The following is a 20511-nucleotide window of genomic DNA, read 5'->3' as shown; positions in this document are numbered from 1 at the left end:
AAGCCATCCACGCATGGCGTGGATCTACCTCCGCCGGGCATGGCCCGGCGCTACCCGTCCGTGTTCCGGTAGCGCCGGGCCATGCCCGGCGGCTCCATCACGGTGTGGTCTTCAACCGCAGCACCGGCAACCCGGTTTCGCTGTGCACATCCTCGCGCTGCGGCAGGTCCTGCACGGCGTCCTTCACGGCATTCAATGCCGGGTCGACGCCACGCAGCGGGTGCCACATGCCGATCCATTCGAAGTGGCGCTCGTAGCGCAGGGTCTGCGCGCTGCCCAGCCACAGCGGCGTGCTGCCCGGCTGCAACTGCGCGGGCGCCGGCCACAGGCGCAGCACATAGCGCTCATCCGGCTGCGCGCCTTGGCGCACCATCAGCAGTGCTTCCACGCGGGTGTCCAGCGTGGCCGGCAGCACCGGTAGTTCGTCGGCGCCGGTGTTCTTGTCCAGCATCAGCAGCGCCTGTTGCCAGCCCGCCTGTTCCTGCCGCTTCCAGCCGCGTGCTTCCAGCTGCGCCTGCAGCGGGGCCAGCGGGCCGGCCACCTGCACGTCCAGCGGCCAGCGCTGGTCGTCGTCGAACTCGTTGCGACGCGCCGGCAGCTGCACCCAGTCGTGCTGCCACCAGGCCTGCATGTCCATCGCCTGCGGTGCCGGCAGGGTTGGCTCGAAGCGTTCCAGCTTCACCGGGATGTGGCGCGGCGCGTACCACATCGCCGCCACGGCGAAGACGCCATAGAACAGCCAGGCCACCGGTTTCACCCAGAACGAGCGGTTGAAGCGGCGGCGGTAGGCGATGCCCAGCACCAGCAGCCAGAACGTGCCGAACAGCATGCCGCCGATCACGTCGCTCAGCCAATGCGCACCCAGGTACAGGCGCGAGAAGCCGATCAGGCTGACCACGATGCCCGACACCAGGTACGGCCAGACGCGGGTGCGGCCGGGCATCTCACGCGCGATCAGCACTGCGAAGAAGCCGAAGGTGATGGTGGCCATGGTCACCGACACCGAAGGGAAGCCGAAGCCGCTGCTGGCGTCGACCGGGCGCACCACATCCACGGTGGCACCCAGCAGCATGGTCAGCGCCAGGCCGAAGGCGAGGGCGGCCAGCCAATGTGCGGCCGCCATCCAGCGCCGGCGCCAGATCAGGTAGCCCATCGCTGCAGCGGTGGCCGGCAGCAGTACCTGCCAGGCGCCCAGCGATGCCAGCGCGGCCATCGGGTAATCGGCCAGCGGATTGCGCAGCGCCAGCATGGCCTGGTGCACCAGCAGGTCGATCGCCAGCGGCTCGCCGTGCGCGACCACCACGGTCAACAATGCGAACCAGCCCCAGCCCAGTACCAGCAGCATCAACGCCAGCATCGCCAGCGGCACCGATTCACGGCGCTTGGGATCAAGCACGCCGACGGTATAGCGGCCCAGCGTCGGGTGGCGGTTGGACCAGTCCAGCAGGCGTGCCAGCCAGTTGTCCATGCGCGCGGCCGACCAGCGGTAGCCGTACAGCACGATGGCCCAGACCAGGCCGAGGATCACCGCCAGCAGGCCGACCACCACTACCAGTCGCCCGGCCACGGCGGCCACCGCGTCATACGCCTCACCGAGGATCCAGCCCGGGGCCAGGAACAGTACGGCCCAGGAGATGCTGGCGATGCCGCTGGCCTGCACGTAGCGGCTGGCCGGCATCTTCATCATGCCGGCGATGGCCGGCACGAATGGGCGGATCGCGCCGACGTAGCGTGCGATCAGGATGCTTTTGAAGGCGTTGCGGCGGAACAGGTTCTCGCCGCGGTCGAGCAGCTGCGGGTAGCGGCTGAACGGCCACACGCCACGCAGCCGGTCGCCCCAGCGGCGGCCGATCCAGTAACTGATGCCGTCACCGGCGAACGCGCCCAGGGCTGCCGCCGCCACCGCGTACGGCCCGGAGATCTGGCCCAGGCCGATGAACACGCCCACCGCGAACAGCAACGGAAGCGCCGGCACGATCGCGCCGAGAATGATGACCGCATCGCAGAAGGCGATCAGAAAAATGACCGCACCCGCCAACACGGGATGAGCGGCAATCCACGCGAGGGTGGCGTCGATCCATGAAGAGTCCATTGCCCGATTATAGGGGCGTGAAGGTGACTGGTTCCCAGCCGCTTCGTGACCGTTTGCAACCAGTGCCATCGCCTAGAATGGGCCCATGCCGCATACGCCAGACGCTCAACCGCATGCTTTGAAGGCCGACAGCTTCGGCCGGATCCTCCTTGTGAAAGGGCCCGATGGCCCCTTCGTGCGCCGTGATCTGGGCGCCACGCCTCTGTGGTTGCGGCTGCCTGCATGGTGGCTGGCCCGCCGCGAGGCCCGCGCGCTGCAGCACATTCACGGCATGGCCGATGTGCCGCAGCTGCTGGCCTGGAATGGCCATCACCTGGATCGCAGCTTCATGGCCGGCGACGCCATGTACCAGCGCCCACCGCGCGGCGACCTGGCCTGGTTCCGCGCCGCGCGCCGGCTGCTGCAGCAGCTGCATCGCAACGGCGTGGCCCACAACGATCTGGCCAAGGAGGCCAACTGGCTGGTCACTGAAGATGGACGGCCGGCGCTGATCGACTTCCAGCTGGCGGTGATCGGCAACCCTCGCTCGCGCTGGATGCGGCTGCTGGCGCGCGAGGACCTGCGCCACCTGCTCAAGCACAAGCGCATGTATTGCCGTGAATCGCTCACCCCGGTGGAGAAGCGCGTGCTCAAGCGCACCTCGTGGGTGCGTGAACTGTGGTTTGCTACCGGCAAGCCGGTCTACCGCTTCGTCACCCGCCGTATCCTGCATTGGGAAGACAACGAAGGGCAGGGGCCCAAGCCGTGAAGGCTTCGCGGGTAGTGACCGGCCCGCCGAGCGCGGGCAATGTGTTGCGTGCGCAGTTGCCTGGTGCCGACTTCGTGCACGCCTGTCAGGCCACCACCCGGCGCGACGGGCGTACCGCACTGCAGGCCTACCGCGACATGGCGGCGACCATTCCCGGCTGGTTCGATGGGCTGATGGCGCTGCGCAACCACGGCATGCGCCTGCTCGGCATGAAGCATCTGGGCTCGTTGCGGGCGGTGCAGGTTGTCGAAGATCCTCAACCCGGCCAGCGGCTGGGCATCTTCACCCTGCAGTCGATGGATGACGATGCCATCGTGCTGGAGGACAACGACCGCCACTTGCGTGTGCAGCTGGCCCTGCAGTGGCAGGGCGACGTGCTGGAAGTGGCGACCGTGGTGCATACGCACAACGCGTTCGGGCGCGTGTACATGCTGCCGGTTGCGCCGGTGCATCGGTTGATCGTGCCGCATCTGCTGAAGAAGCAGGTGCAGGCGTACCGGTAGATCCACGCCATGCGTGGATGCTGTTCGCAGTTCGATGATTGCACGTAGGCGCCAGATAATTGGCGCTGAAAATACCTTTCATCTGCCCGTGGCACTCACTTAGAATCGAGAGCAAGAGAGTCGCATGGAAGCGTCGTCGCGCCGCCTTGGCGCGGGCTCGCATGCGGACGCGAGGGGAATGCTGTGAGTCGATTTTCTACTTGGCAGTACCGCGTGATTGCGGTACTGACGCTGTGTGTGGGTGCGGGAACGGTCTCGGCGGTCCAGCCGTATCAGGAGTATCGCAAGCTCATCGAGTCCGCACAGAATCTGACCGCGCTGAAGGACGATCTCTTTGGTGAGAGGGTCAGCCTCTACAACGGCAAGACCGAATTTGCCGTGACCGATGTCAGCCTTCCCGGCAACAACGCACTGCCTGTGCAGATGCGGCGTCGCTTCAGCGTCGAGATGGATCTGGTGGGGGCTGGAAAATTCAACGCCAACACTGCCGGCGTCAGTACGTACACCCAGACGATGAGAGGAGGGGCGCAGGTTTGGGTTCATGTGCGGAACGGTGGGATAGTCAACGCAGACGTTAATCCCGCCGGAAAGGTGGGGTGATGATTGATTCTGATGAATTGGCTGATGTGACCAAAACTATTGCTTGGTACAAGAGCAATTTCTTCGAAGGCTGTGAAGAGGGCTTTATTGCAGACTTTATGGTTTTTTGTTGGCAGGCGGTTGATCCCGGTCGCGTCGCTTCCCTGGATTTGGATGACGAAACTGTAGATGCATGCGCCAATATGCTCTCTGAGTTGAAGCTCTTCGTTGATGAGAAGCACGGGAAATGGGGGGTTTCTGCTTTCTGGAGGCGCTACATCGATTGGGCGGATTACGCCATAGATTTTCCGCTTGATGAGTGCAGGCGATTTATGCGGGAGACTGTTGGTTATCTTGAGCCCTCATTCTTCATATTTACGGCCACCGGTGGTGCCGAGATGAGGTCCGAAGCAATGGCGATTTTTGCCGAGTACTCACAGTCCGGCAAAGCGCGGGCTACCTATGTTAGATCGGTAATTGGAAGCCGGTTGGCGACTGAATCATTCTATCGACGATCCCTTTGATTCTCTCCGTCGCGAAATGCGAGGCGCTGCCGCTCTGGTCGTCGTTCGGCTTTTGGTCAGGGGAAAGCCAATATCCATGGTCCGCTCAGTCGATGTCGCCGGGCAAGGCCCGGCGCTACCACAGCATCGCGACGCTCAACGCCTTACGGCGTCGCCGGCACCACCTGCTGGCCGATGAAGTTGCGCTTGGCGTCGAAGTCATAGGCGATCTGCAACTGTCCCACGTCCGGGCAGGCGTGGCAGTCGCGCAGCGGTGTGCGGTACAGCAGCCGGATGCCGCCGTTATCCAATGGCGAGGCGCCGGCCGACTGCGCCGGTGCGAACGGCGTGGCTTGCGGGTTGGCCTTCAGCAGTTCCTGCACAGTGGGGTCGGCACGCAGGGTGTCGTCCAACTGCACGGCATCCACATCGATGCGCTTGCCGCTGGCATCGACCAGGCGGGTACCTTCATTGGTGTTGGCGCGGAACGGATACTCGACCGTGGCAATGCCCAGTCCTTCGTTCTCGTGCCAGGCGGTCACATAGGCCAACTCACCGCCGGTGGACAACTGCTCGGCGGCGGTGATGGCCTCGGCACTGGCGCCACCGGCGCGCATCGCGTCGCGAAGGCAATCCCGGGTGGCCGCGTTCTCGCCCTGGCGGCAGGCGTTGAGGTCGCCATCCCAGACCACCGCCTCGCTCCAGCGCATCTTGCCGTCGGCGGCGGCCTTCTCCGCACTGGGCGCGTCACCGGCGGGCGGCTCCTTTCCGGGTTCCGGCGAACGGCCCTGGCAGGCGGTCAGCAGGGCAAGCCCCAGGGCAGGCAGCAACAGGCGGGAACGGCGCATGGCGTGGACCTCGTGCGTTGTCTGGAGGCCCGAGTATCGTCAAGGGCGGGTGAACTCCGCGTCGGCGCGGCATACTAGCGGCTCATTGCATACGCTGGAGTGTGGAACGTGGGCAGTCTGCAGGGCAAAACGCTTTTCATCACCGGTGCCTCGCGTGGCATCGGCCTGGCCATCGCACTGCGCGCTGCGCGCGACGGCGCCAATGTGGCCATTGCGGCCAAGTCGTCGGTGCCGAATCCGAAGCTGCCGGGCACCATCCACACCGCCGCCGAAGCGGTGACGGCTGCAGGCGGGCAGGGCCTGGCGCTGAAGTGCGACATCCGCGAGGAAGAGCAGGTGCAGGCGGCGGTGGCGGCCACGGTCGACACCTTCGGTGGCATCGACATCCTGATCAACAACGCCAGCGCGATCTGGTTGCGCGGCACGCTGGATACGCCGATGAAGTGTTTCGACCTGATGCAGCAGGTCAATTCGCGCGGCAGTTTCCTGTGTGCGCAGGCCTGCCTGCCGTACCTGCTGCAGGCGCCGAACCCGCACATCCTGACCCTGGCACCGCCGCCGAGCCTGGAGCCGAAGTGGTGGGGCGCGCATACCGGCTACACGCTGGCGAAGATGGGCATGAGCTTCGTCACCCTGGGCCTGGCCGCGGAATTCGGCCCGCAGGGCGTGGCGGTGAATGCGTTGTGGCCGCGCACCGTCATCGCCACCGATGCGATCAACATGATTCCGGGCGTGGATGCGGCTGGCTGCCGCACGCCACAGATCATGGCCGATGCCGCACACGCGGTACTGGTGCGCGAAGCGGCCGGTTTCCACGGCCGGTTCCTGATCGACGATGAAGTGCTGGCGCAGGCCGGTATTACCGATCTTTCGGGCTATGCAGTGGATCCGTCGCGTCCGTTGTTGCCGGATCTGTTCCTGGATTGATCGCGCGTCGCCGGAAGAGGCCGAGGGCTGCGACCCTCGGCCTGCTGCGCTAGAATGCGTGGCTGTAATCGTTTTCAACAGGGATGTGAACACATGTCACGCACTCTTTCCGTCGCGGCGCTGGCCGCTTCGTTGTCGTTGATCCTGACCGCCTGCGGTGGCAAGGCCCCCGCAGCTGCGGGCGGCGCCGCTGCCTCCGGCACGCCGGACGCCAGCACGGCGCCGTCCGACACACAGCAGCAGTTGACCGCCAAGCTCAACGCCTACATCGGCTGCTTCAACGCGCTGGATTCGAAGACCCACGGCAGCATCCAGTCCTACACGCGCTGGATCAAGGACGTCGACGCTGGCCCGACCGGGCGCGAGACGCACGTGTACGGACCGTTCGAGATCAGCGATTACGACATGAAGCAGTGCGACGCTCCGGTGACCGGGGCGATCGCTGCCAAGCCGGCGCTGGCCGAACTCGATGCTGCTGCAGGCCATTACCAGCAGGCGCTGAAGGCGCTGGTGCCGGTCAGCAAGGACGCGCACGACTACTACGATCGCCAGGACTACGAAGACGACCAGTTTGCCAAGGGCAAGCAGCTGCACGCGCCCTTGATGGCCGCCTTCAAGGATTTCGTGGCTGCCAGCGAAACGTTCAATGCCGAGCTGGAGCGCCAGAACGACGCCGCCCAGCGCGAGCAGCTCAAGGCGCTGGAGCAGGCTGAGGGTCGCACGCGCGAGTACTACCGCCTGGCGATGATGCTGGAGGCCAAGGCCATCATGGATCTGATGAGCCAGGATGATTTCGATCAGGCCAAGGCCCGCGAACGCCTGGATGCCTTCAACCGCATTTCCGATGAAGCGCACGCCAAGGTTGCCGACCAGGAGCCGGGCAAGTCGGACTGGGAAGGCTTCGAACGTGGGGCCGAGAATTTCCGGCGCGAAGGCAAGGAGCGGCTGCAGCGCGTCAGCGAGAAAAAGCCTTACACCGATTTCGAACGACGCATGCTTGATTCGCCGTCGATGGCGCCGCGCGGTTCGGCCAGCAAGCTGATGCAGGAATACAACTCGCTCGTTTTCCAGAGCAACCGCCAGTGACCGGCGCGCCAGTACTCATGCGAGAGACCGTGACGACGTCCTGTCTGCGTATCGCGCCGCTGCTGCTGATCGGCGCTGTGGCGGGCCTGAGCGGCTGCAACAGATCGGCAGGGCTGCCGGTGGCCGACCCCGGCCTGGAGAAGGTGAACGCCTACATCGAGTGCTACAACGGCGTTGAACAGCCCATCCACGAGGGCTTCCAGGCCTACACCAGCTGGATGAAGGACCCCGAAGCCGGCCCGACCGGCAAGGAAGCGCAGCCGCGTTCGCCCGGAAAGGTGCTGTCGCACCGCGTCGAGTACTGCGGCCAGCCACTGACCGACGCGCTGGCGAAGACCCCGGCACTGCCGATGGATGGCCCCGCGCGTGACTATCAGCAGGCATTCCAGGCATTGAACACCCTGGTCGAGCGTGCCGATGGCTACTTCACCCGCGAGGACTATCGCCGTGATGGCGGTGAAGGGATGCGCAGCCAGCATGCCCCGTTGATGCAGGCCTACGCCGATTTCTTCAAGGCCAGCGAAGCGATGGATGTGGCGCTGGAAAAGAACGAGAACGATCGCCGTGCCGCGCAGCTGAAGCAGATCGAGGAAAGCGAAGGGCGTTCGCTGGCCTACTACCACCTTCGCCTGCTGGGCGATGGCAAGCAACTGGCCACCGCGTTCCAGCACGACGCACCGGACGTTGCAGCGTTGCGCGCGCAGCTGGCTGACTATCAGGCTCTGGTGACGGAAATCCAGAATGGCGGTGTCGGCAAGGACGACCCGATGTGGGGCCACGTGCAGCGTTCGGCGGACAAGCTGGTGCGTACCGCGGGACGCGGCGTCGAGCGTCTGGAGCAGCACAAGCCGATCACCGCCGAAGCGCTGGCGGCAGAGCGGAAGGCGTCGGGCAGTTGGCTCACCACCGACCCGGAAGGGGCGCAGTCAACGATCCTCGCCGCATACAACGATCTGGTGACCACCAGCAACCGCATGCGATGAGCAACGGCGCACGCATCCATGCGTAACCGCCAAGGGGTAGTGCCGGCCGCTGGCCGGCATGTGCCTCAATGGTTGAACGCAGCCGGCAGCTTGCCACCGCACTTGCGGCAGTGCAGTGCATCCGGCTCATGGCCTTCCAGCCCGCAGTCCGGGCAGCCACGCGCATCGCGGCGCGCGGCCTGTTCGGCCTCGCGCATGGTGCTGGCCAGTTCGGCGGTGTAGATGCCGGTGGGCACGGCGATGATGCTGTAGCCGATCAGGATCAGCACCGAGGTGACGAAGCGGCCGAGCACGGTCTGCGGCACGATGTCACCGAAGCCGACCGTGGCCATGGTCACCACCGCCCAGTACATGCTGGCCGGGATATTGGTGAAGCCGTGTTCGGGGCCCTCGATCACGTACATCAGCGCACCGGCGATGATGGTGATGGTGATCACCGTGAACAGGAACACCAGCACCTTGCGCCGGCTGCGCCACAGCGACGTCATCAACACGCCGCTTTCTTCGATGTAGCGGGTCAGCTTGAGGATGCGGAACACGCGCAGGATGCGCAGTGCGCGCACCACCAGCAGGCTCTGCGCGCCGGGGATGAACATCGACAGGTAGGCGGGCAGGATCGACAGCAGGTCGATGATGCCCCAGATGCTCACCGCATACCGCAGCGGGCGCTTGACCACCGCCAGCCGCAGCAGGTACTCGGCGGTGAAGATGATCGTGAAGCCCCATTCCAGGATGTACAGGCCGGTGGACCATTCGGCGTGCAGGTGCTGCACGCTGTCGATCATCACCACCAGGATGCTGGCGACGATCGCCACCACCAGGATCAGGTCGAAATTGCGCGAAGGGCGGGTGTCGTGGCGGTAGATGATGTCGAACCACCGGCGGCGCCAGCCGGTCTCGGTGGCGGGGTTCAGCTGGGGGGCGGAAAACGGTCGCATGGGCGCATTGTGCCGCAGGGGTTCCGGCGCGAGAATGGGGATTCCTGAATCCTGCCGACTGCCATGACCGCCGCTACCGATCCGCTGATCTCCCTTTCGCACTATTACCTGCCGGTCTACAAGCCCCGCCAGGTGGTACTGGAGCGAGGCCAGGGCGCCCGCGTGTGGGACAGCCAGGGCCGTGAGTTCATCGACCTGGCCGCCGGCATCGCCGTGTGCGGCCTGGGCCACAACGACCCGGACCTGGTGGCCGCGCTGGTCGAACAGGCCGGCAAGCTTTGGCATACCAGCAACGTGTTCTACAGCGCGCCGCCGCTGCACCTGGCCGAGGAGCTGGTGAAGGCCAGCCGCTTCGCCGAGCGCGTGTTCCTGTGCAATTCCGGCGCCGAAGCCAATGAAGTGGCGATCAAGATGGTCCGCAAGTGGGCCTCCAGCCAGGGCCGCCCGGCCGACAAGCGGGTGATCATCACCTTCCGCGGCAGCTTCCACGGTCGCACCATGGGCGCAGTGACCGCGACTGCCCAGCCGAAGTACCAGGAAGGCTACGAGCCGCTGCCCGGTGGCTTCCGCTACATCGATTTCAACGATGAGGTGCAGCTGGAAACTGCGATGGCCGCCGGTGACGTGGCAGCGGTGATGCTGGAGCCGATCCAGGGCGAGGGCGGCGTGATGCCGGCCAAGTCCGGTTTCCTCAAGCGCGTGCGCGAGCTGTGCGACCAGCACAACGCGCTGCTGGTGCTGGATGAGATCCAGGCCGGCATGGGCCGCACCGGCACGCTGTTCGCGCACTGGCAGGACGACGTGGTGCCGGACATGGTCACCCTGGCCAAGGCGCTGGGTGGCGGCTTCCCGATCGGTGCGATGCTGGCCGGCCCGAAGGTGGCCGAAACCATGCAGTTCGGTGCGCACGGCACCACCTTCGGTGGCAACCCTCTGGCCGCTGCGGTCGCACGCGTTGCGCTGCGCAAGCTGGCCTCGGCGGAGATCGCCGCCAATGTCAGCCGCCAGTCGAAGGCGCTGCGCGATGGCTTTGCGCGAATCAACGAAGAATTCGGCGTGTTCAGCGACGTGCGTGGCCGTGGCCTGATGCTGGGCGCGGTGCTGAGCAAGGACTTTGCCGGCCAGGCCGGTGCGATCCTCGACCACGCCGCCGAGCAGGGCCTGCTGACCCTGCAGGCCGGCCCGGACGTGCTGCGCTTCGTGCCGTCGCTGAACATCACCGACGAAGAAGTGGCCGAAGGCCTCAAGCGCCTGCGCGCAGCGATTGCTGCGTTCATCGCCGCGCGCTGAAGCCTGCAGAGGCATCTGTAGAGCCGAGCCTACGCTCGGCTCATCGCGATGTCAGGCAACAGGAGCCGAGCATGGGCTCGGCTCTACAGCGCGTCACGCGATCCGATAGCGCTTCAACACCTTGCCCAATCCCCGGCCATCGCGCACGGTTTCCGCGTGCAGGCCGGCAGCGCGTGCGCCGCGCACATTGGCGAACAGGTCATCAATGAACAGCGTGTGCGAAGGCGCCACGCCGAGTACCTCAAGCGTGCGCAGGAAGACTTCCGGTGCGGGTTTGCGCAGGCCGAAACCGGCGCTGCAGAACACGCGTTCCCGCAGGGCCGGGAACAGTTCCGGCAGCAGGGTGGGCAAGGCCTGCTGCATCAGCGCGCCGTTGTTGGTCAGCACCGCCATCGGCAGCTGCAGGGCCTGCAGCCGCTGCAGCACGGCAGCCTGCGGATGGCTGGCGGCCCGCCGCGCCGCGGTCCATGCAGCCACATCGACAGTCGTGCCCAGACGCTCCCCCAGCTGCGCCAGATAGGCCGGGCCATCCAGCGTGCCATTGTCATGCGCCGCTTCCAGTCCGCTGTCATACAGCGCGGCCTGCACGGCCTGCGCCGGAACCTGCAGCGCCTGGGCCAGGTGCAGCACGCGTTGCGCGCGCTGGTACTGCACCAGCACGCCATCCACATCCAACAGCAACAGATCGATACGCATCGGCCGAGCATGCCATTGCAGTGAACACTCGGGAAACCCTGGAGCAGCCATGCGACAGACGGTCGCAGACGCGGCCACAGGGGCCTGCCTAGAATGGCGCTTGAATCCGCAGGAGATGCAACGATGAAGGCTTGGAGGGTGGCAGTGGGAGTGGGCGCGCTGATGCTGGCGCCGTCGGCGATGGCGCGGGTGTGTGCGGTGAGCATCGACAGCACCGACCAGATGAGCTTCAGCAGCCGCGAGATCAAGGTCGCCGCCGACTGCACCGCCGTGGACCTGACCCTGCGCCACACCGGCAAGCTGGCCACTACCGCGATGGGCCACAACTGGGTGCTGACCCGCACCGCCGACTATCAGCCGGTGGCGATGGCGGGCATGCGCATGACCCTGGCCGACAGCTACCTGCCGAAGGCCGACAAGCGCGTGCTGGCGCACACCAAGGTGATCGGCGGTGGTGAGACCACGCGTGTGCGTTTCTCTACCCAGGGCCTGCAGAAGGGCGGTGACTACACCTTCTTCTGCTCGTTCCCCGGCCACTTCGCGATGATGAAGGGCAAGTTCGTCTTCGGTTGATGCCGTTTGTAGAGTCGAGCCATGCTCGACTGCTCTGTGCCAACCAAGGTTGGCACCCACCAGATGCGGCAGTGCCAACCAAGGTTGGCACCCACCAGATGCGGCAGTGCCAACCAAGGTTGGCACCCACCAGATGCGGCAGTGCCAACCAAGCTTGGCACCTACCAGAGCAGGGCTCAGCCCTTGGCGGCCTTGAACGCCACGCGTGCAGCGGCCAGCGTTGCTTCGATCACGGCATCGTCGTGCGCGCTGGACAGGAAGCCGGCCTCGTACGCAGACGGTGCCAGGAACACGCCCTGGTCCAGCATTGCGTGGAAGAAGCGGTTGAACGCCGGAATGTCACAGGCGGTGGCCTGTGCATAGGTCTCCACCTTCTCGTTGGTGAAGAACAGCCCGAACATCGCGCCCACGCGGGTGGTGGTCACGGCCACGCCGGCTTCGGCGGCGGCGGCTTCCAGACCGGCGCACAGGCGCGCCGTGCGCTCGGCCAGGTCGGCGTGGAAACCCGGCTGCTGGATCAGCTCCAGCATCGCCAGGCCAGCGGCCATTGCCACCGGATTGCCGCTCAGCGTACCGGCCTGGTAGATCGGGCCGGCCGGGGCGATCTGCTGCATCAGCTCGCGACGACCGCCGTAGGCGCCCACCGGCATGCCGCCGCCGATGATCTTGCCGAAGGTGGTCAGGTCCGGGGTGATGCCGTAGTGCGCCTGCGCACCGCCGAGGGCGACGCGGAAGCCGGTCATCACTTCATCGAAGATCAGCAGCGCGCCATGCTTCGTGCACAGTTCGCGCAGGTGCTGCAGGTACCCCTCGCGCGGCGGGATGCAGTTGGCGTTGCCGACCACCGGTTCGATGATCAGGCCGGCGATGTCGTGACCTTGCTGTTCGAACAGCGCGGTGGCGGCTTCGAAATCGTTGTAGGGCAGGGTCAGGGTCAGCTCGCTCAGGCCGGCCGGGACGCCCGGCGAGGTCGGCACGCCCAGGGTCAACATGCCACTGCCGGCCTTGACCAGGAACGAGTCGCCGTGGCCGTGGTAGCAGCCTTCGAACTTGACGATGCGGTTGCGGCCGGTGGCGCCACGCGCCAGCCGGATCGCCGACAGCGTGGCCTCGGTGCCGGAGTTGACCATGCGCACCATCTCGCACGACGGCACCAGCCGGGTGATGGTTTCGGCCATGGTCACTTCGGCCGCGCACGGCGCACCGAACGACAGCCCGTTGTCGATCGCCTTCTTCACCGCCTGGCGCACCGCCGGGTGGTTGTGGCCGACGATCATCGGGCCCCAGGAACCGACGTAGTCGATGTAGCGGTTGCCGTCGACGTCGTACAGGTAGGCGCCGTCGGCGCGTTCGACGAAGAACGGCTCGCCGCCGACCGACTTGAACGCGCGCACCGGCGAATTGACGCCGCCCGGCAGCAGCTGCTGGGCGCGGGAGAACAGGGCGTGGGACTGGTCGTGGTTCATGGGGCTTTCCTGGGCGTTACGCGAACTGGGCGAGGTAGGCGCGCTGGGTCGCGACCGGGTCCTGCGCGGCGTAAATGCCGCTGACCACGGCCACCAGGTCGGCGCCGGCGTCGATGATGGGACCGACATTGTCCGGCGTCAGCCCGCCGATCGCCACCCGCGGCACGCCCAGTGCGGCGCTTTGCCGCAGCAGGTCGGTATGGGCGCGGCTGGTGGTGATCTTGGTGGTGGTCGGGAAGAACGCGCCGAAGGCCACGTAGCTGGCGCCGGCAGCCACGGCCTTCTCGGCATTGGCCAACTGGTCGTAGCAGGAGGCGCCGATGATGGCGTCGGGGCCGAGCAGGGCGCGCGCGCTGGGGATGTCACCGTCGGTGCCGCCCAGGTGCACGCCGGCCGCGCCCACGGCCTTGGCCAGCGCCGGGTCGTCGTTGATGATCAGCGGCACGCCGCGCTCCGCGCACAGCGCCTGCAGGGCGGTGGCCTGTTCCTGCCGCAGCGCGTCGTTGGCGGTCTTGTTGCGGTACTGCAGCCAGGTGGCGCCAGCGGCCAGCAGCGGCGCGGTACGGGCCAGCAGGCGCGCGGTATCGGGCTCGTCCGGGGTGATCAGGTAGACGCCGCGGGGCGCCGGGGAAGCAGAAGTCATCGATGGCTACCGGTGCGTGGGCCGCGATGGGACAATGGCGGCCCGTGAATCCAGCCCTGATTATCCGATGAGCGATGCCACCCCCACCACCTTGCGCACCTGGATGTGCGTGGTCTGCGGCTTCCTTTACAGCGAAGCGGAAGGCTTGCCGGAGGAGGGCATCGCGCCGGGGACGCGCTGGGAGGACATCCCCGAGACCTGGACCTGCCCCGATTGCGGGGTGACCAAGGCCGATTTCGAGATGGTTGAAGTCGATTGACCGGTAGGGCCTGCAGGCCCTTCTGTGGGTGCGGACCGTTGGGGTGGGTGTGGACCGTTGGTCCACACGCCGACTCCCTCAATGCAGCCGCGGCACCGGCCCGCCCAGGTCGATCAGCTTCTCACGCAGCCACTGCGCATCGCTGGCCTCGGGATTGCGCTTCAGGTACTGCCCCAGGTCGTGGCGGGCACCGGCCAGATATTCCAGCTGCAGATAGGCCAGGCCGCGATCCCGCAGCGCGTCGTCCTGCTCCGGGGCCAGCTTCAGCAGGCGATCGGCACTGCGTGCAGCGCGGTCCCACTCGCCGGCCTCGGCGTACACGCCATGCAGGTTACGCAGCATGCGCATCAGGATCGCGCGCGCCGGCGCCGGGTCAAGGATCTGCGCCAGCACCTGGTCGTCCGGCATCTGCCCACCCAAGTGTGATTTGGCCCGCTCGCGCAGTTCGTCCACGTCCAACGGGCGGCCACCGTTGAACGGGTCCATCACCAGCACGCCGTCGTCCACCGGCAGGCGCACCAGGAAGTGGCCGGGGAAGGACACGCCATCGAGCGGAATGCCCAGCCGGCGCGCGACTTCCATCTGCACCAGCGCCAGTGAGATCGGGTTGCCCAGGCGCCGCTCGAATACCTGGTTGAGGTAGCTGTTGCGCGGGTCGTAGTACTCGTCGTGGTCGCCGCTGTAGCCCAGCTCGTCGAACAGGTGGCGGTTGATCGCTGCCATCTTCAGCGGGCTGTTGTCGATGCTGTCCACTTCCGAGCGGAGGTGGTCGACATGGCTCTGGATCAACGCGTCGTAGGTGGACGGCTGCAGATCGGGGTATTCATCGCGCGCGATCAGCAGTGCGGTCGGCAACAGTGGCAGCGCCTCGTCTTCGAGGTCGGCCAGTGCATCCCAGTCGGGGAGAGAGATCCGGTCCTGCATGACCACAGACTGGCGACATTTGCAGGCGGTTTCAAGCGGTGCCGCGTGAAAAAGTCACGGCCTGGGGCGATGGGTTTCCGGTGGGTGTGGACCTTGGTCCACACCACAGCCAGCCAGCGCGCGGCAAGTCAGTGCCGACCAAGGTCGGCGCCTACCGCTCCTCCTCAACGCAGGGCGAGGATCTACTCGATGCCCGGGCCGAAGGTCAGCGCGGTGCCGTCCTTCAGCTTCAGCTTCTCGGCCTGGCCCGCATTGAGCTCCAGCACGTACCGGGCCGGGCCACCGCTGGGATACGGCGGGCACATGTCGCCGGCCGAGCACGGCGGAACGTCGCGCTGCTGGCTGACCAGCCTGCGCTCGCTGTCGAAGTACAGGATGTCCAGCGCGATCTTCGTGTTCTTCATCCAGTACGCCTGCATTTCCTCGCGGTCGTGGATGAACAGCATGCCGTGGTCGGCGGCCATCTGGTCGCGGAACATCAACCCGCGCGCGCGGGTTTCATCGTTGGTGGCCAGCTCGACCTGGTAGCGGGCGCCATCCAGCTCGACCCAATGGCGGGCCGCATCGGTGGCGCAGCCGGCCAGGGCCAGCAGCGGAAGCATCAGCAGCGAACGCAACAGCGACATCGTCAGGATCCTTCGAAAGGGTCAGAGCACGACCGGCGGCTCGCCGCCGACGATCACCACATCGGCGCGGCGGCGTGCGAACAGGCCGACGCAGACCACGCCCGGCAGCTGGTTGAGTTCGCGCTCCAGCTTTTCCGGATCGGTGATCTGCAGGTTGTGGATGTCCAGGATCTGGTTGCCGTTGTCGGTGACCACGCCTTCGCGCCAGGTCGGCTGGCCGCCGGTCATGTCGCGGATCTGGCGGGCGACCAGGCTGCGCGCCATCGGGATCACTTCCACCGGCAGCGGGAATTTGCCCAGCACCGGCACCTGCTTGCTCGGGTCGACGATGCAGATGAAGCGCTCGCTGGCCTCGGCGATGATCTTCTCGCGGGTCAGCGCGGCACCGCCGCCCTTGATCAGGCACTTGTTGGCGTCGCACTCATCGGCGCCGTCCACGTACAGCGACAGGTTGCCGCTATGGTTCAGCTCGATCACCTCGATGCCGTGCTGCTTCAGGCGCGCGGTGCTCTGCTCGGAGCTGGATACGGCGCCCTTGATGCGGTGCTGGATGCGGGCCAGGGCATCGATGAAATAGGCCACGGTGGAACCGGTGCCGACACCGACGATCATGCCGTCTTCTACGTACTCGATGGCTTTCTCGGCGGCCAGGCGCTTGGCTTCGGACATGGGAGAACTCTCAGGCAGGGAATCAGGATTTCTTTTCCAGCGACAGCAGCAGCTTCCACTGCGCGGCCGTCACCGGGAACACCGACAGGCGGTTGCCCTTGGCAACCAGCGGGAAGCCTTCGCCGAGCTCATCAGCGTGCAGCTTGATCTCGTCCAGCGCGATCACCTGCTTGAGCTTGCGGTCGAAGGCCACGTCCACCAGCATCCAGCGCGGGTTCTCGCGCGTGCTCTTGGGGTCGTGGTAGTCGGATTTCGGATCGAACTGGGTGTCGTCCGGGTAGGCCGTGCTGGCCACCGTGGCCAGGCCGACGATGCCCGGCACCTTGGTATTGGAGTGGTAGAACAGGATGCCGTCGCCCACCTGCATGCCATCGCGCATGAAGTTGCGCGCCTGGTAGTTGCGCACCCCGTTCCAGGGTTCGACCTTGACCTTGGCCAGGTCATCGATGGAGAAGGCGTCCGGTTCGGACTTCATCAGCCAGTAGCGCTTGCGGGCGGTCATGCGTTCACGGGGGCAGCGGAGGGGAACAGGGTGCCGTCTTCGGTGCAGATCGCATCCACCGGCACGTCCCACGACGCCACCGGCAAGGACTCGACCTGCTGCACCGCAAACGCAGCACCGACCAGCCAGGGCGGCGCCGGCCGATCGTGGCGGAAGGCGAAGCTGCGATCATACCAGCCGCCCCCCATGCCCAGCCGCCGGCACTGCGCGTCGAAACCCACCAGCGGGGTCACTACCAGCGCCATCTGCGCCGGTTCCAGGGTGTCTTCCACCGCCACGTCCGGTTCGGGAATGCCGTAGCGGTTGCTGGTCAGCGGCTGCCCCGGCCGCCACGGTGCGAAGCGCAGCACCTCACCGGCCAGCACCGGCAGGCAGTAGGTGAGGCCTTCGGGCAGTTGCAGCTGCCAGCGGTGCAGGGCGATTTCGCCATCCAGCGCCCAGTAGCCAGCCACGGCGCCTTCGCGCGGGGCGAACGGCAGCGCCAGCAGGGCATCGGCAAGGGATTCGGCGGCGGCGATGCGCTCAGCGGCGGAAAGGTCACGGCGGCGTTGCCGCAGGTCGTGGCGCAGGGCCTGGCGCGGGTCGGTCATGGCAGCGTGCGGCAAGGATCAGCCGTCATTGTGCCGCAAAGAACAAGGGCGACGCCCGAAGACGCCGCCCTTGCTGGAATATTGCATTCTCCGCAATGTCGATGCATGCGAAACGACCTTGAACCCGGGGGCTCAAGTGGGAACGCTGGAGAACCATCGGGCTTCCCGCTACAAGGCGGACCTGCACTCCCGGCGCTGTCGCGCTCCCGGTGTCGTTCTTAAGGGACAAGGCGAATGTTTGCACATGCCGTCGAGTACCGCAGAGAACGCGTGGCCATTATAGCCAGCACGCAGGATCTGGATAGGCCGTTCGTCGGCAACAGTCCGTGCCAATTCAGATATGAGAAGACGCGTTGTGCACGACCTTCAGGCGTTGCCGTCGATGGCGCGGTCCAGACGCCGGTTCAGGTCGGCCAGCGTCTGCTGCAGGGCCACCGCCTGGCGGGCGTTTTCGTCGCGCAGCAGCTGCAGTTCGTGGGCCAGGTTCAACGCGGCCAGCACGGCGACGCGATCGACCGCGGCCATGCGGTTGCTGCCGCGGATCTCGCGCATGCGCGCATCCAGCAGGCGCGCGGCGGCCATCAGGCTGTCGCGTTCATCGCCGCCGACGCCCACGGTGTATTCACGATCGAGGATGCGGACACTGACCGGTTCGGCGCTCATGTGTGCTGCTCCAGGGATTTGAGCCGGCTGATCATTGCTTCCACCCGCGAACGTGCCTGCTCATTCTTGGCCAGCAGCGTCGAGCGCTCGGCCACAAGCTGTTCCTGCTGGTGGCGCAGGCTGCGGTTCTCCTCGGCCAGGCGCTGGTTGCGTTCAAGCAACGCTTCCACGCGGGCGGCGAAGTCCTGCAGCTGGGCAAGGGGATCAGCGGGTTCCATACGGGCACGATAGGCAAGCCGGGTAAGGGCGGTCAAGCGTTGTCGCAGCAAGGCTGGACGGGTGCGGAGAGGATGCCGTCGGGTTGCTACACTACGGGGTCTCACGGGCGCGCGCGTGCGCGCCCCGGGTTTCCTTTCCGAACGAGCCGCACGATGACCGAACTTCCCTCCGTCGACGACGTTACCCGCGCCAGCCAGGAGCTGGGCCTGGGCGCCACCGCTGCCGAGCTGCACGGCGCGCTGTGTGGCTGGCTGGCCGCCGGCGGCGCCCCCGGCAACGACTGGCCGGCGCGCGTGCTGGCCGACGACAACCTGGCGCCGGTGGCCGCCGACAGCGTGTTGGGGCAGCTGCTGCAGGCCACCATCAAGCAGCTGGAAGACCGTGACTTCGCCTTCGAACTGCTGCTGACCGACAACGATGACGTGTCCGCGCAGGCCGATGCCATGTTCAGCTGGACCCGCTCGTTCCTGGGCGGCTTCGGTCTGGGCAGTGGTGGCAACCGGCCAGCCCTGTCCGAAGAGGGCGAGGAAGCGCTGACCGACATGGCCAGCCTGGCCCGCGCCTCCAGCGAGGATTTCGAGGCCGGCGGCGATGATGACGACGAAGCCCTGTCGGAGATCGAGGAATTCATCCGCGTGGCGGTGCTGCTGCTGCACGGTGACGTGGTGCTGGCCTCGCGCCATCGGCAGCGCCTGAACTGATGGACATCAAGCAGCGCACCGGCATCGCGGCCGGCGAATACAAGCGTCGCCGCCGCCAGCTGATGGACATGGCCGGCGAGGACGCGATCCTGGTACTGCCGGCCGCAGCCGAGAAGGTGCGCAGCCTCGATACCCATTATCCGTTCCGCCAGGATTCGGACTTCCAGTACCTGAGCGGCTTCCCGGAGCCGGAAGCGGTGCTGGTGCTGATTCCGGGCCGCCGCCACGGCGAGGCCATCCTGTTCTGCCGCGAGCGTGATGCCGAGCGCGAGGCCTGGGACGGCAGCCGCGCCGGCCAGGAAGGCGCGGTGGCGCAGTACGGCATGGACGATGCCTACCCGATCGACGATCTGGACGACATCCTGCCGGGCCTGCTGGAAGGGCGCTCGCGCGTCTACTACCACTTCGGCCGCGATGCCGACTTCGACCTGAAGCTGATCGGCTGGGTCAACCGCGTGCGTTCGCAGGTGCGCCACGGCGCGCAGCCACCGCATGAGTTTCTGGAGCTGGGCCACCTGCTGCACGAGCAGCGCCTGTTCAAGTCGGGTGCGGAAGTCGCGTTGATGCACCACGCCGCGCAGATCAGCGTGCGTGCGCATCTGGCTGCGATGCAGGTGGCCAAGGCGGGTATCCACGAATACGAACTGCAGGCCGAGCTGGAGCGTGTGTTCCGCGCCAACGATGCCGTGCCGGCGTACTGCAGCATCGTCGGCGCCGGCCGCAACGGCTGCATCCTGCATTACCGCGACAACAACGCGCGTTCGCGCGATGGTGAGCTGGTGCTGATCGATGCCGGTGCCGAATACCGCGGCTACGCCAGCGACATCACCCGCACCTTCCCGGTGAATGGCCGCTTCAGTGCCGAGCAGCGTGCACTGCACGACCTGGTCGGCGATGCACAGGCCGCTGCGTTGGCCCAGGCCAAGCCGGGCGTGCCGTATGAGGCTGGCCACCTGGCGGCGGTACAGACCCTGACCGAAGGCCTGCTGCGGCTGGGCCTGTTGAAGGGCACGCTGGAAAAGAACCTGTCCGAGGGCCTGTACCAGCGTTTCTACCGGCACAAGACCGGGCACTGGATCGGATTGGACGTGCACGATGTAGGCGATTACCGCCTCGCCGGTGATTCACGCCTGCTGGAGCCGGGCATGGCGTTCACCATCGAGCCGGGGCTGTACATCGGCGTGGACGACACGACGGTGGAGCCGCGCTGGCGCGGCATCGGCATCCGTACCGAGGACGACGTGCTCATTACCGATGACGGACATCGTGTGCTGACCGAAGGCCTGGCGCGCAGCGCCGACGAGATCGAAGCGGTGATGGCGGGGTAAAGGGGGGGCTCTGCAGGGCTTGCAGCCCTGCACCCGCAGACGCAACAGCTGGAGCAACAGCAACAGCGGGCTATCCGTGGGATGGCGGGGCACTGTGGGTTTGCGGGGACGCCGTGAATCCGTCCGTGGAGGCTTGGTCGCCGCATCCATGCGGC

The 20511-nt window shown here is 66.4% G+C and carries 25 protein-coding genes and 1 other RNA gene; 12 read left to right on the top strand and 14 right to left on the bottom strand.

Translation table 11 applies throughout. The annotated features are described in order from the left end of the window. Positions 1 to 97 precede the first annotated feature (97 nt). Positions 98 to 2092: a bifunctional DedA family/phosphatase PAP2 family protein gene (locus ARC63_RS07580; RefSeq protein ID WP_029379902.1), complete on the bottom strand. Its 1995-nt coding sequence runs from the start codon at positions 2090 to 2092 to the stop codon at positions 98 to 100. Positions 2093 to 2177: 85 nt separating this feature from the next. Here ARC63_RS07580 and ARC63_RS07575 point away from each other — a divergent pair, with 85 nt between their 5' ends. From ARC63_RS07575 to ARC63_RS07560, 4 genes are all read left to right on the top strand, one after another. Then, a complete protein-coding gene (locus ARC63_RS07575; protein ID WP_029379903.1) occupies positions 2178 to 2840 on the top strand; it encodes a serine/threonine-protein kinase in 663 nt (220 codons plus the stop codon). Further along, the gene (locus ARC63_RS07570) at positions 2837 to 3343 is read left to right on the top strand and encodes a DUF2867 domain-containing protein (protein ID WP_057502933.1); all 507 of its coding nucleotides are present in this window, start codon (positions 2837 to 2839) and stop codon (positions 3341 to 3343) included. Before ARC63_RS07575 ends, ARC63_RS07570 begins: the two co-directional genes overlap by 4 nt. Positions 3344 to 3556: 213 nt before the next feature. Then, positions 3557 to 3943: a hypothetical protein gene (locus tag ARC63_RS07565; protein WP_139042395.1), complete on the top strand. Its 387-nt coding sequence runs from the start codon at positions 3557 to 3559 to the stop codon at positions 3941 to 3943. After that, positions 3943 to 4446 (top strand): hypothetical protein, encoded by a 504-nt coding sequence (locus ARC63_RS07560; protein WP_057502931.1) that lies wholly within the window; start codon positions 3943 to 3945, stop codon positions 4444 to 4446. Before ARC63_RS07565 ends, ARC63_RS07560 begins: the two co-directional genes overlap by 1 nt. Positions 4447 to 4589: 143 nt before the next feature. Here the strand turns inward: ARC63_RS07560 and ARC63_RS07555 are convergent, their stop codons facing one another. After that, on the bottom strand, positions 4590 to 5273 hold the full coding sequence (locus ARC63_RS07555) for a hypothetical protein (protein ID WP_049481618.1): 684 nt from the start codon (positions 5271 to 5273) through the stop codon (positions 4590 to 4592). A 108-nt stretch (positions 5274 to 5381) separates the two neighbouring features. Here ARC63_RS07555 and ARC63_RS07550 point away from each other — a divergent pair, with 108 nt between their 5' ends. From ARC63_RS07550 to ARC63_RS07540, 3 genes are all read left to right on the top strand, one after another. After that, positions 5382 to 6200 (top strand): SDR family oxidoreductase, encoded by an 819-nt coding sequence (locus ARC63_RS07550; RefSeq protein WP_057502930.1) that lies wholly within the window; start codon positions 5382 to 5384, stop codon positions 6198 to 6200. A gap of 93 nt (positions 6201 to 6293) precedes the next feature. After that, positions 6294 to 7286: a YiiG family protein gene (locus ARC63_RS07545; RefSeq protein ID WP_057502929.1), complete on the top strand. Its 993-nt coding sequence runs from the start codon at positions 6294 to 6296 to the stop codon at positions 7284 to 7286. 17 nt (positions 7287 to 7303) lie between these two features. Further along, a complete protein-coding gene (locus ARC63_RS07540; protein ID WP_057502948.1) occupies positions 7304 to 8269 on the top strand; it encodes a YiiG family protein in 966 nt (321 codons plus the stop codon). A 65-nt stretch (positions 8270 to 8334) separates the two neighbouring features. Here ARC63_RS07540 and ARC63_RS07535 read toward each other — a convergent pair whose 3' ends face one another. Beyond that, positions 8335 to 9207 (bottom strand): ion transporter, encoded by an 873-nt coding sequence (locus tag ARC63_RS07535; protein WP_057502928.1) that lies wholly within the window; start codon positions 9205 to 9207, stop codon positions 8335 to 8337. Positions 9208 to 9270: 63 nt separating this feature from the next. On the opposite strand from ARC63_RS07535, the gene ARC63_RS07530 reads away from it, so the two are divergent. Further along, the gene (locus ARC63_RS07530) at positions 9271 to 10497 is read left to right on the top strand and encodes an acetylornithine transaminase (protein WP_010484016.1); all 1227 of its coding nucleotides are present in this window, start codon (positions 9271 to 9273) and stop codon (positions 10495 to 10497) included. Positions 10498 to 10590: 93 nt separating this feature from the next. Here the strand turns inward: ARC63_RS07530 and ARC63_RS07525 are convergent, their stop codons facing one another. Next, positions 10591 to 11193 (bottom strand): HAD-IA family hydrolase, encoded by a 603-nt coding sequence (locus ARC63_RS07525; RefSeq protein WP_019338773.1) that lies wholly within the window; start codon positions 11191 to 11193, stop codon positions 10591 to 10593. Positions 11194 to 11316: 123 nt separating this feature from the next. On the opposite strand from ARC63_RS07525, the gene azu reads away from it, so the two are divergent. After that, complete coding sequence (gene azu, locus ARC63_RS07520) at positions 11317 to 11766, top strand: azurin (RefSeq protein ID WP_019338772.1); 450 nt, start codon at positions 11317 to 11319, stop codon at positions 11764 to 11766. Between the two features lie 176 nt (positions 11767 to 11942). Here azu and hemL read toward each other — a convergent pair whose 3' ends face one another. Continuing rightward, positions 11943 to 13232, bottom strand: coding sequence for a glutamate-1-semialdehyde 2,1-aminomutase (gene hemL, locus ARC63_RS07515; protein WP_057502927.1), 1290 nt, complete (start codon positions 13230 to 13232; stop codon positions 11943 to 11945). Positions 13233 to 13248: 16 nt separating this feature from the next. Then, entirely contained in the window at positions 13249 to 13875 is a 627-nt protein-coding gene (gene thiE, locus ARC63_RS07510; protein WP_010484020.1) for a thiamine phosphate synthase, read from the bottom strand. Between the two features lie 34 nt (positions 13876 to 13909). Between thiE and ARC63_RS07505 the strand changes: the two genes are divergently transcribed. After that, positions 13910 to 14134 (top strand): rubredoxin, encoded by a 225-nt coding sequence (locus ARC63_RS07505; protein ID WP_014038358.1) that lies wholly within the window; start codon positions 13910 to 13912, stop codon positions 14132 to 14134. A gap of 78 nt (positions 14135 to 14212) precedes the next feature. Here ARC63_RS07505 and ARC63_RS07500 read toward each other — a convergent pair whose 3' ends face one another. From ARC63_RS07500 to ARC63_RS07470, 8 genes are all read right to left on the bottom strand, one after another. Next, on the bottom strand, positions 14213 to 15058 hold the full coding sequence (locus ARC63_RS07500) for a SirB1 family protein (protein WP_010484022.1): 846 nt from the start codon (positions 15056 to 15058) through the stop codon (positions 14213 to 14215). 182 nt (positions 15059 to 15240) lie between these two features. After that, complete coding sequence (locus ARC63_RS07495) at positions 15241 to 15684, bottom strand: DUF192 domain-containing protein (RefSeq protein WP_010484023.1); 444 nt, start codon at positions 15682 to 15684, stop codon at positions 15241 to 15243. Positions 15685 to 15705: 21 nt separating this feature from the next. Beyond that, positions 15706 to 16353 carry a ribose-5-phosphate isomerase RpiA gene (rpiA, locus tag ARC63_RS07490; RefSeq protein ID WP_006389802.1) on the bottom strand — a complete coding sequence of 216 codons (648 nt, stop codon included), beginning with the start codon at positions 16351 to 16353 and terminating at the stop codon, positions 15706 to 15708. Positions 16354 to 16375: 22 nt separating this feature from the next. Beyond that, a complete protein-coding gene (locus ARC63_RS07485) occupies positions 16376 to 16855 on the bottom strand; it encodes an EVE domain-containing protein (protein WP_019338636.1) in 480 nt (159 codons plus the stop codon). Next, positions 16852 to 17445, bottom strand: a complete 594-nt coding sequence (locus tag ARC63_RS07480; RefSeq protein WP_019338637.1) for a 5-formyltetrahydrofolate cyclo-ligase — start codon at positions 17443 to 17445, stop codon at positions 16852 to 16854. The genes ARC63_RS07485 and ARC63_RS07480 overlap by 4 nt, the downstream gene beginning before the upstream one ends. 83 nt (positions 17446 to 17528) lie before the next feature. Further along, positions 17529 to 17714, bottom strand: a non-coding RNA gene (gene ssrS / locus ARC63_RS22520) — 6S RNA. A gap of 97 nt (positions 17715 to 17811) precedes the next feature. Continuing rightward, positions 17812 to 18108 (bottom strand): cell division protein ZapA, encoded by a 297-nt coding sequence (locus tag ARC63_RS07475; protein ID WP_010484026.1) that lies wholly within the window; start codon positions 18106 to 18108, stop codon positions 17812 to 17814. Then, positions 18105 to 18326, bottom strand: a complete 222-nt coding sequence (locus tag ARC63_RS07470; RefSeq protein WP_005410898.1) for a TIGR02449 family protein — start codon at positions 18324 to 18326, stop codon at positions 18105 to 18107. The genes ARC63_RS07475 and ARC63_RS07470 overlap by 4 nt, the downstream gene beginning before the upstream one ends. A 153-nt stretch (positions 18327 to 18479) precedes the next feature. Here ARC63_RS07470 and ARC63_RS07465 point away from each other — a divergent pair, with 153 nt between their 5' ends. Beyond that, positions 18480 to 19028, top strand: a complete 549-nt coding sequence (locus ARC63_RS07465) for a YecA/YgfB family protein (protein WP_057502926.1) — start codon at positions 18480 to 18482, stop codon at positions 19026 to 19028. Between the two features lie 5 nt (positions 19029 to 19033). Then, positions 19034 to 20356, top strand: coding sequence for an aminopeptidase P N-terminal domain-containing protein (locus ARC63_RS07460; RefSeq protein WP_029379908.1), 1323 nt, complete (start codon positions 19034 to 19036; stop codon positions 20354 to 20356). The last annotated feature ends 155 nt before the right edge of the window (positions 20357 to 20511 follow it).

It is taken from the genome of Stenotrophomonas geniculata ATCC 19374 = JCM 13324, from assembly GCF_001431625.1.
GTDB classification, from domain to species: domain Bacteria; phylum Pseudomonadota; class Gammaproteobacteria; order Xanthomonadales; family Xanthomonadaceae; genus Stenotrophomonas; species Stenotrophomonas geniculata.
The sequence above is the reverse complement of the archived record's forward strand: the minus strand, read 5'-3'. Positions and strand labels throughout refer to the sequence as shown.

Excerpts from the sequence above, each read along its gene's own strand:
- ARC63_RS07540 (WP_057502948.1), top strand. The coding sequence starts at position 7,304 with ATGCGAGAGACCGTGACGACGTCCTGTCTGCGTATCGCGCCGCTGCTG.
- ARC63_RS07465 (WP_057502926.1), top strand. The coding sequence starts at position 18,480 with ATGACCGAACTTCCCTCCGTCGACGACGTTACCCGCGCCAGCCAGGAG.
- hemL (WP_057502927.1), bottom strand. The coding sequence starts at position 13,232 with ATGAACCACGACCAGTCCCACGCCCTGTTCTCCCGCGCCCAGCAGCTG.
- ARC63_RS07470 (WP_005410898.1), bottom strand. The coding sequence starts at position 18,326 with ATGGAACCCGCTGATCCCCTTGCCCAGCTGCAGGACTTCGCCGCCCGC.
- azu (WP_019338772.1), top strand. The coding sequence starts at position 11,317 with ATGAAGGCTTGGAGGGTGGCAGTGGGAGTGGGCGCGCTGATGCTGGCG.
- ARC63_RS07485 (WP_019338636.1), bottom strand. The coding sequence starts at position 16,855 with ATGACCGCCCGCAAGCGCTACTGGCTGATGAAGTCCGAACCGGACGCC.
- ARC63_RS07530 (WP_010484016.1), top strand. The coding sequence starts at position 9,271 with ATGACCGCCGCTACCGATCCGCTGATCTCCCTTTCGCACTATTACCTG.
- ARC63_RS07560 (WP_057502931.1), top strand. The coding sequence starts at position 3,943 with ATGATTGATTCTGATGAATTGGCTGATGTGACCAAAACTATTGCTTGG.
- ARC63_RS07545 (WP_057502929.1), top strand. The coding sequence starts at position 6,294 with ATGTCACGCACTCTTTCCGTCGCGGCGCTGGCCGCTTCGTTGTCGTTG.
- ARC63_RS07500 (WP_010484022.1), bottom strand. The coding sequence starts at position 15,058 with ATGCAGGACCGGATCTCTCTCCCCGACTGGGATGCACTGGCCGACCTC.
- ARC63_RS07525 (WP_019338773.1), bottom strand. The coding sequence starts at position 11,193 with ATGCGTATCGATCTGTTGCTGTTGGATGTGGATGGCGTGCTGGTGCAG.
- ARC63_RS07535 (WP_057502928.1), bottom strand. The coding sequence starts at position 9,207 with ATGCGACCGTTTTCCGCCCCCCAGCTGAACCCCGCCACCGAGACCGGC.
- ARC63_RS07505 (WP_014038358.1), top strand. The coding sequence starts at position 13,910 with ATGGCGGCCCGTGAATCCAGCCCTGATTATCCGATGAGCGATGCCACC.
- ARC63_RS07475 (WP_010484026.1), bottom strand. The coding sequence starts at position 18,108 with ATGAGCGCCGAACCGGTCAGTGTCCGCATCCTCGATCGTGAATACACC.
- ARC63_RS07580 (WP_029379902.1), bottom strand. The coding sequence starts at position 2,092 with ATGGACTCTTCATGGATCGACGCCACCCTCGCGTGGATTGCCGCTCAT.
- thiE (WP_010484020.1), bottom strand. The coding sequence starts at position 13,875 with ATGACTTCTGCTTCCCCGGCGCCCCGCGGCGTCTACCTGATCACCCCG.
- ARC63_RS07575 (WP_029379903.1), top strand. The coding sequence starts at position 2,178 with ATGCCGCATACGCCAGACGCTCAACCGCATGCTTTGAAGGCCGACAGC.
- rpiA (WP_006389802.1), bottom strand. The coding sequence starts at position 16,353 with ATGTCCGAAGCCAAGCGCCTGGCCGCCGAGAAAGCCATCGAGTACGTA.
- ARC63_RS07480 (WP_019338637.1), bottom strand. The coding sequence starts at position 17,445 with ATGACCGACCCGCGCCAGGCCCTGCGCCACGACCTGCGGCAACGCCGC.
- ARC63_RS07495 (WP_010484023.1), bottom strand. The coding sequence starts at position 15,684 with ATGTCGCTGTTGCGTTCGCTGCTGATGCTTCCGCTGCTGGCCCTGGCC.
- ARC63_RS07555 (WP_049481618.1), bottom strand. The coding sequence starts at position 5,273 with ATGCGCCGTTCCCGCCTGTTGCTGCCTGCCCTGGGGCTTGCCCTGCTG.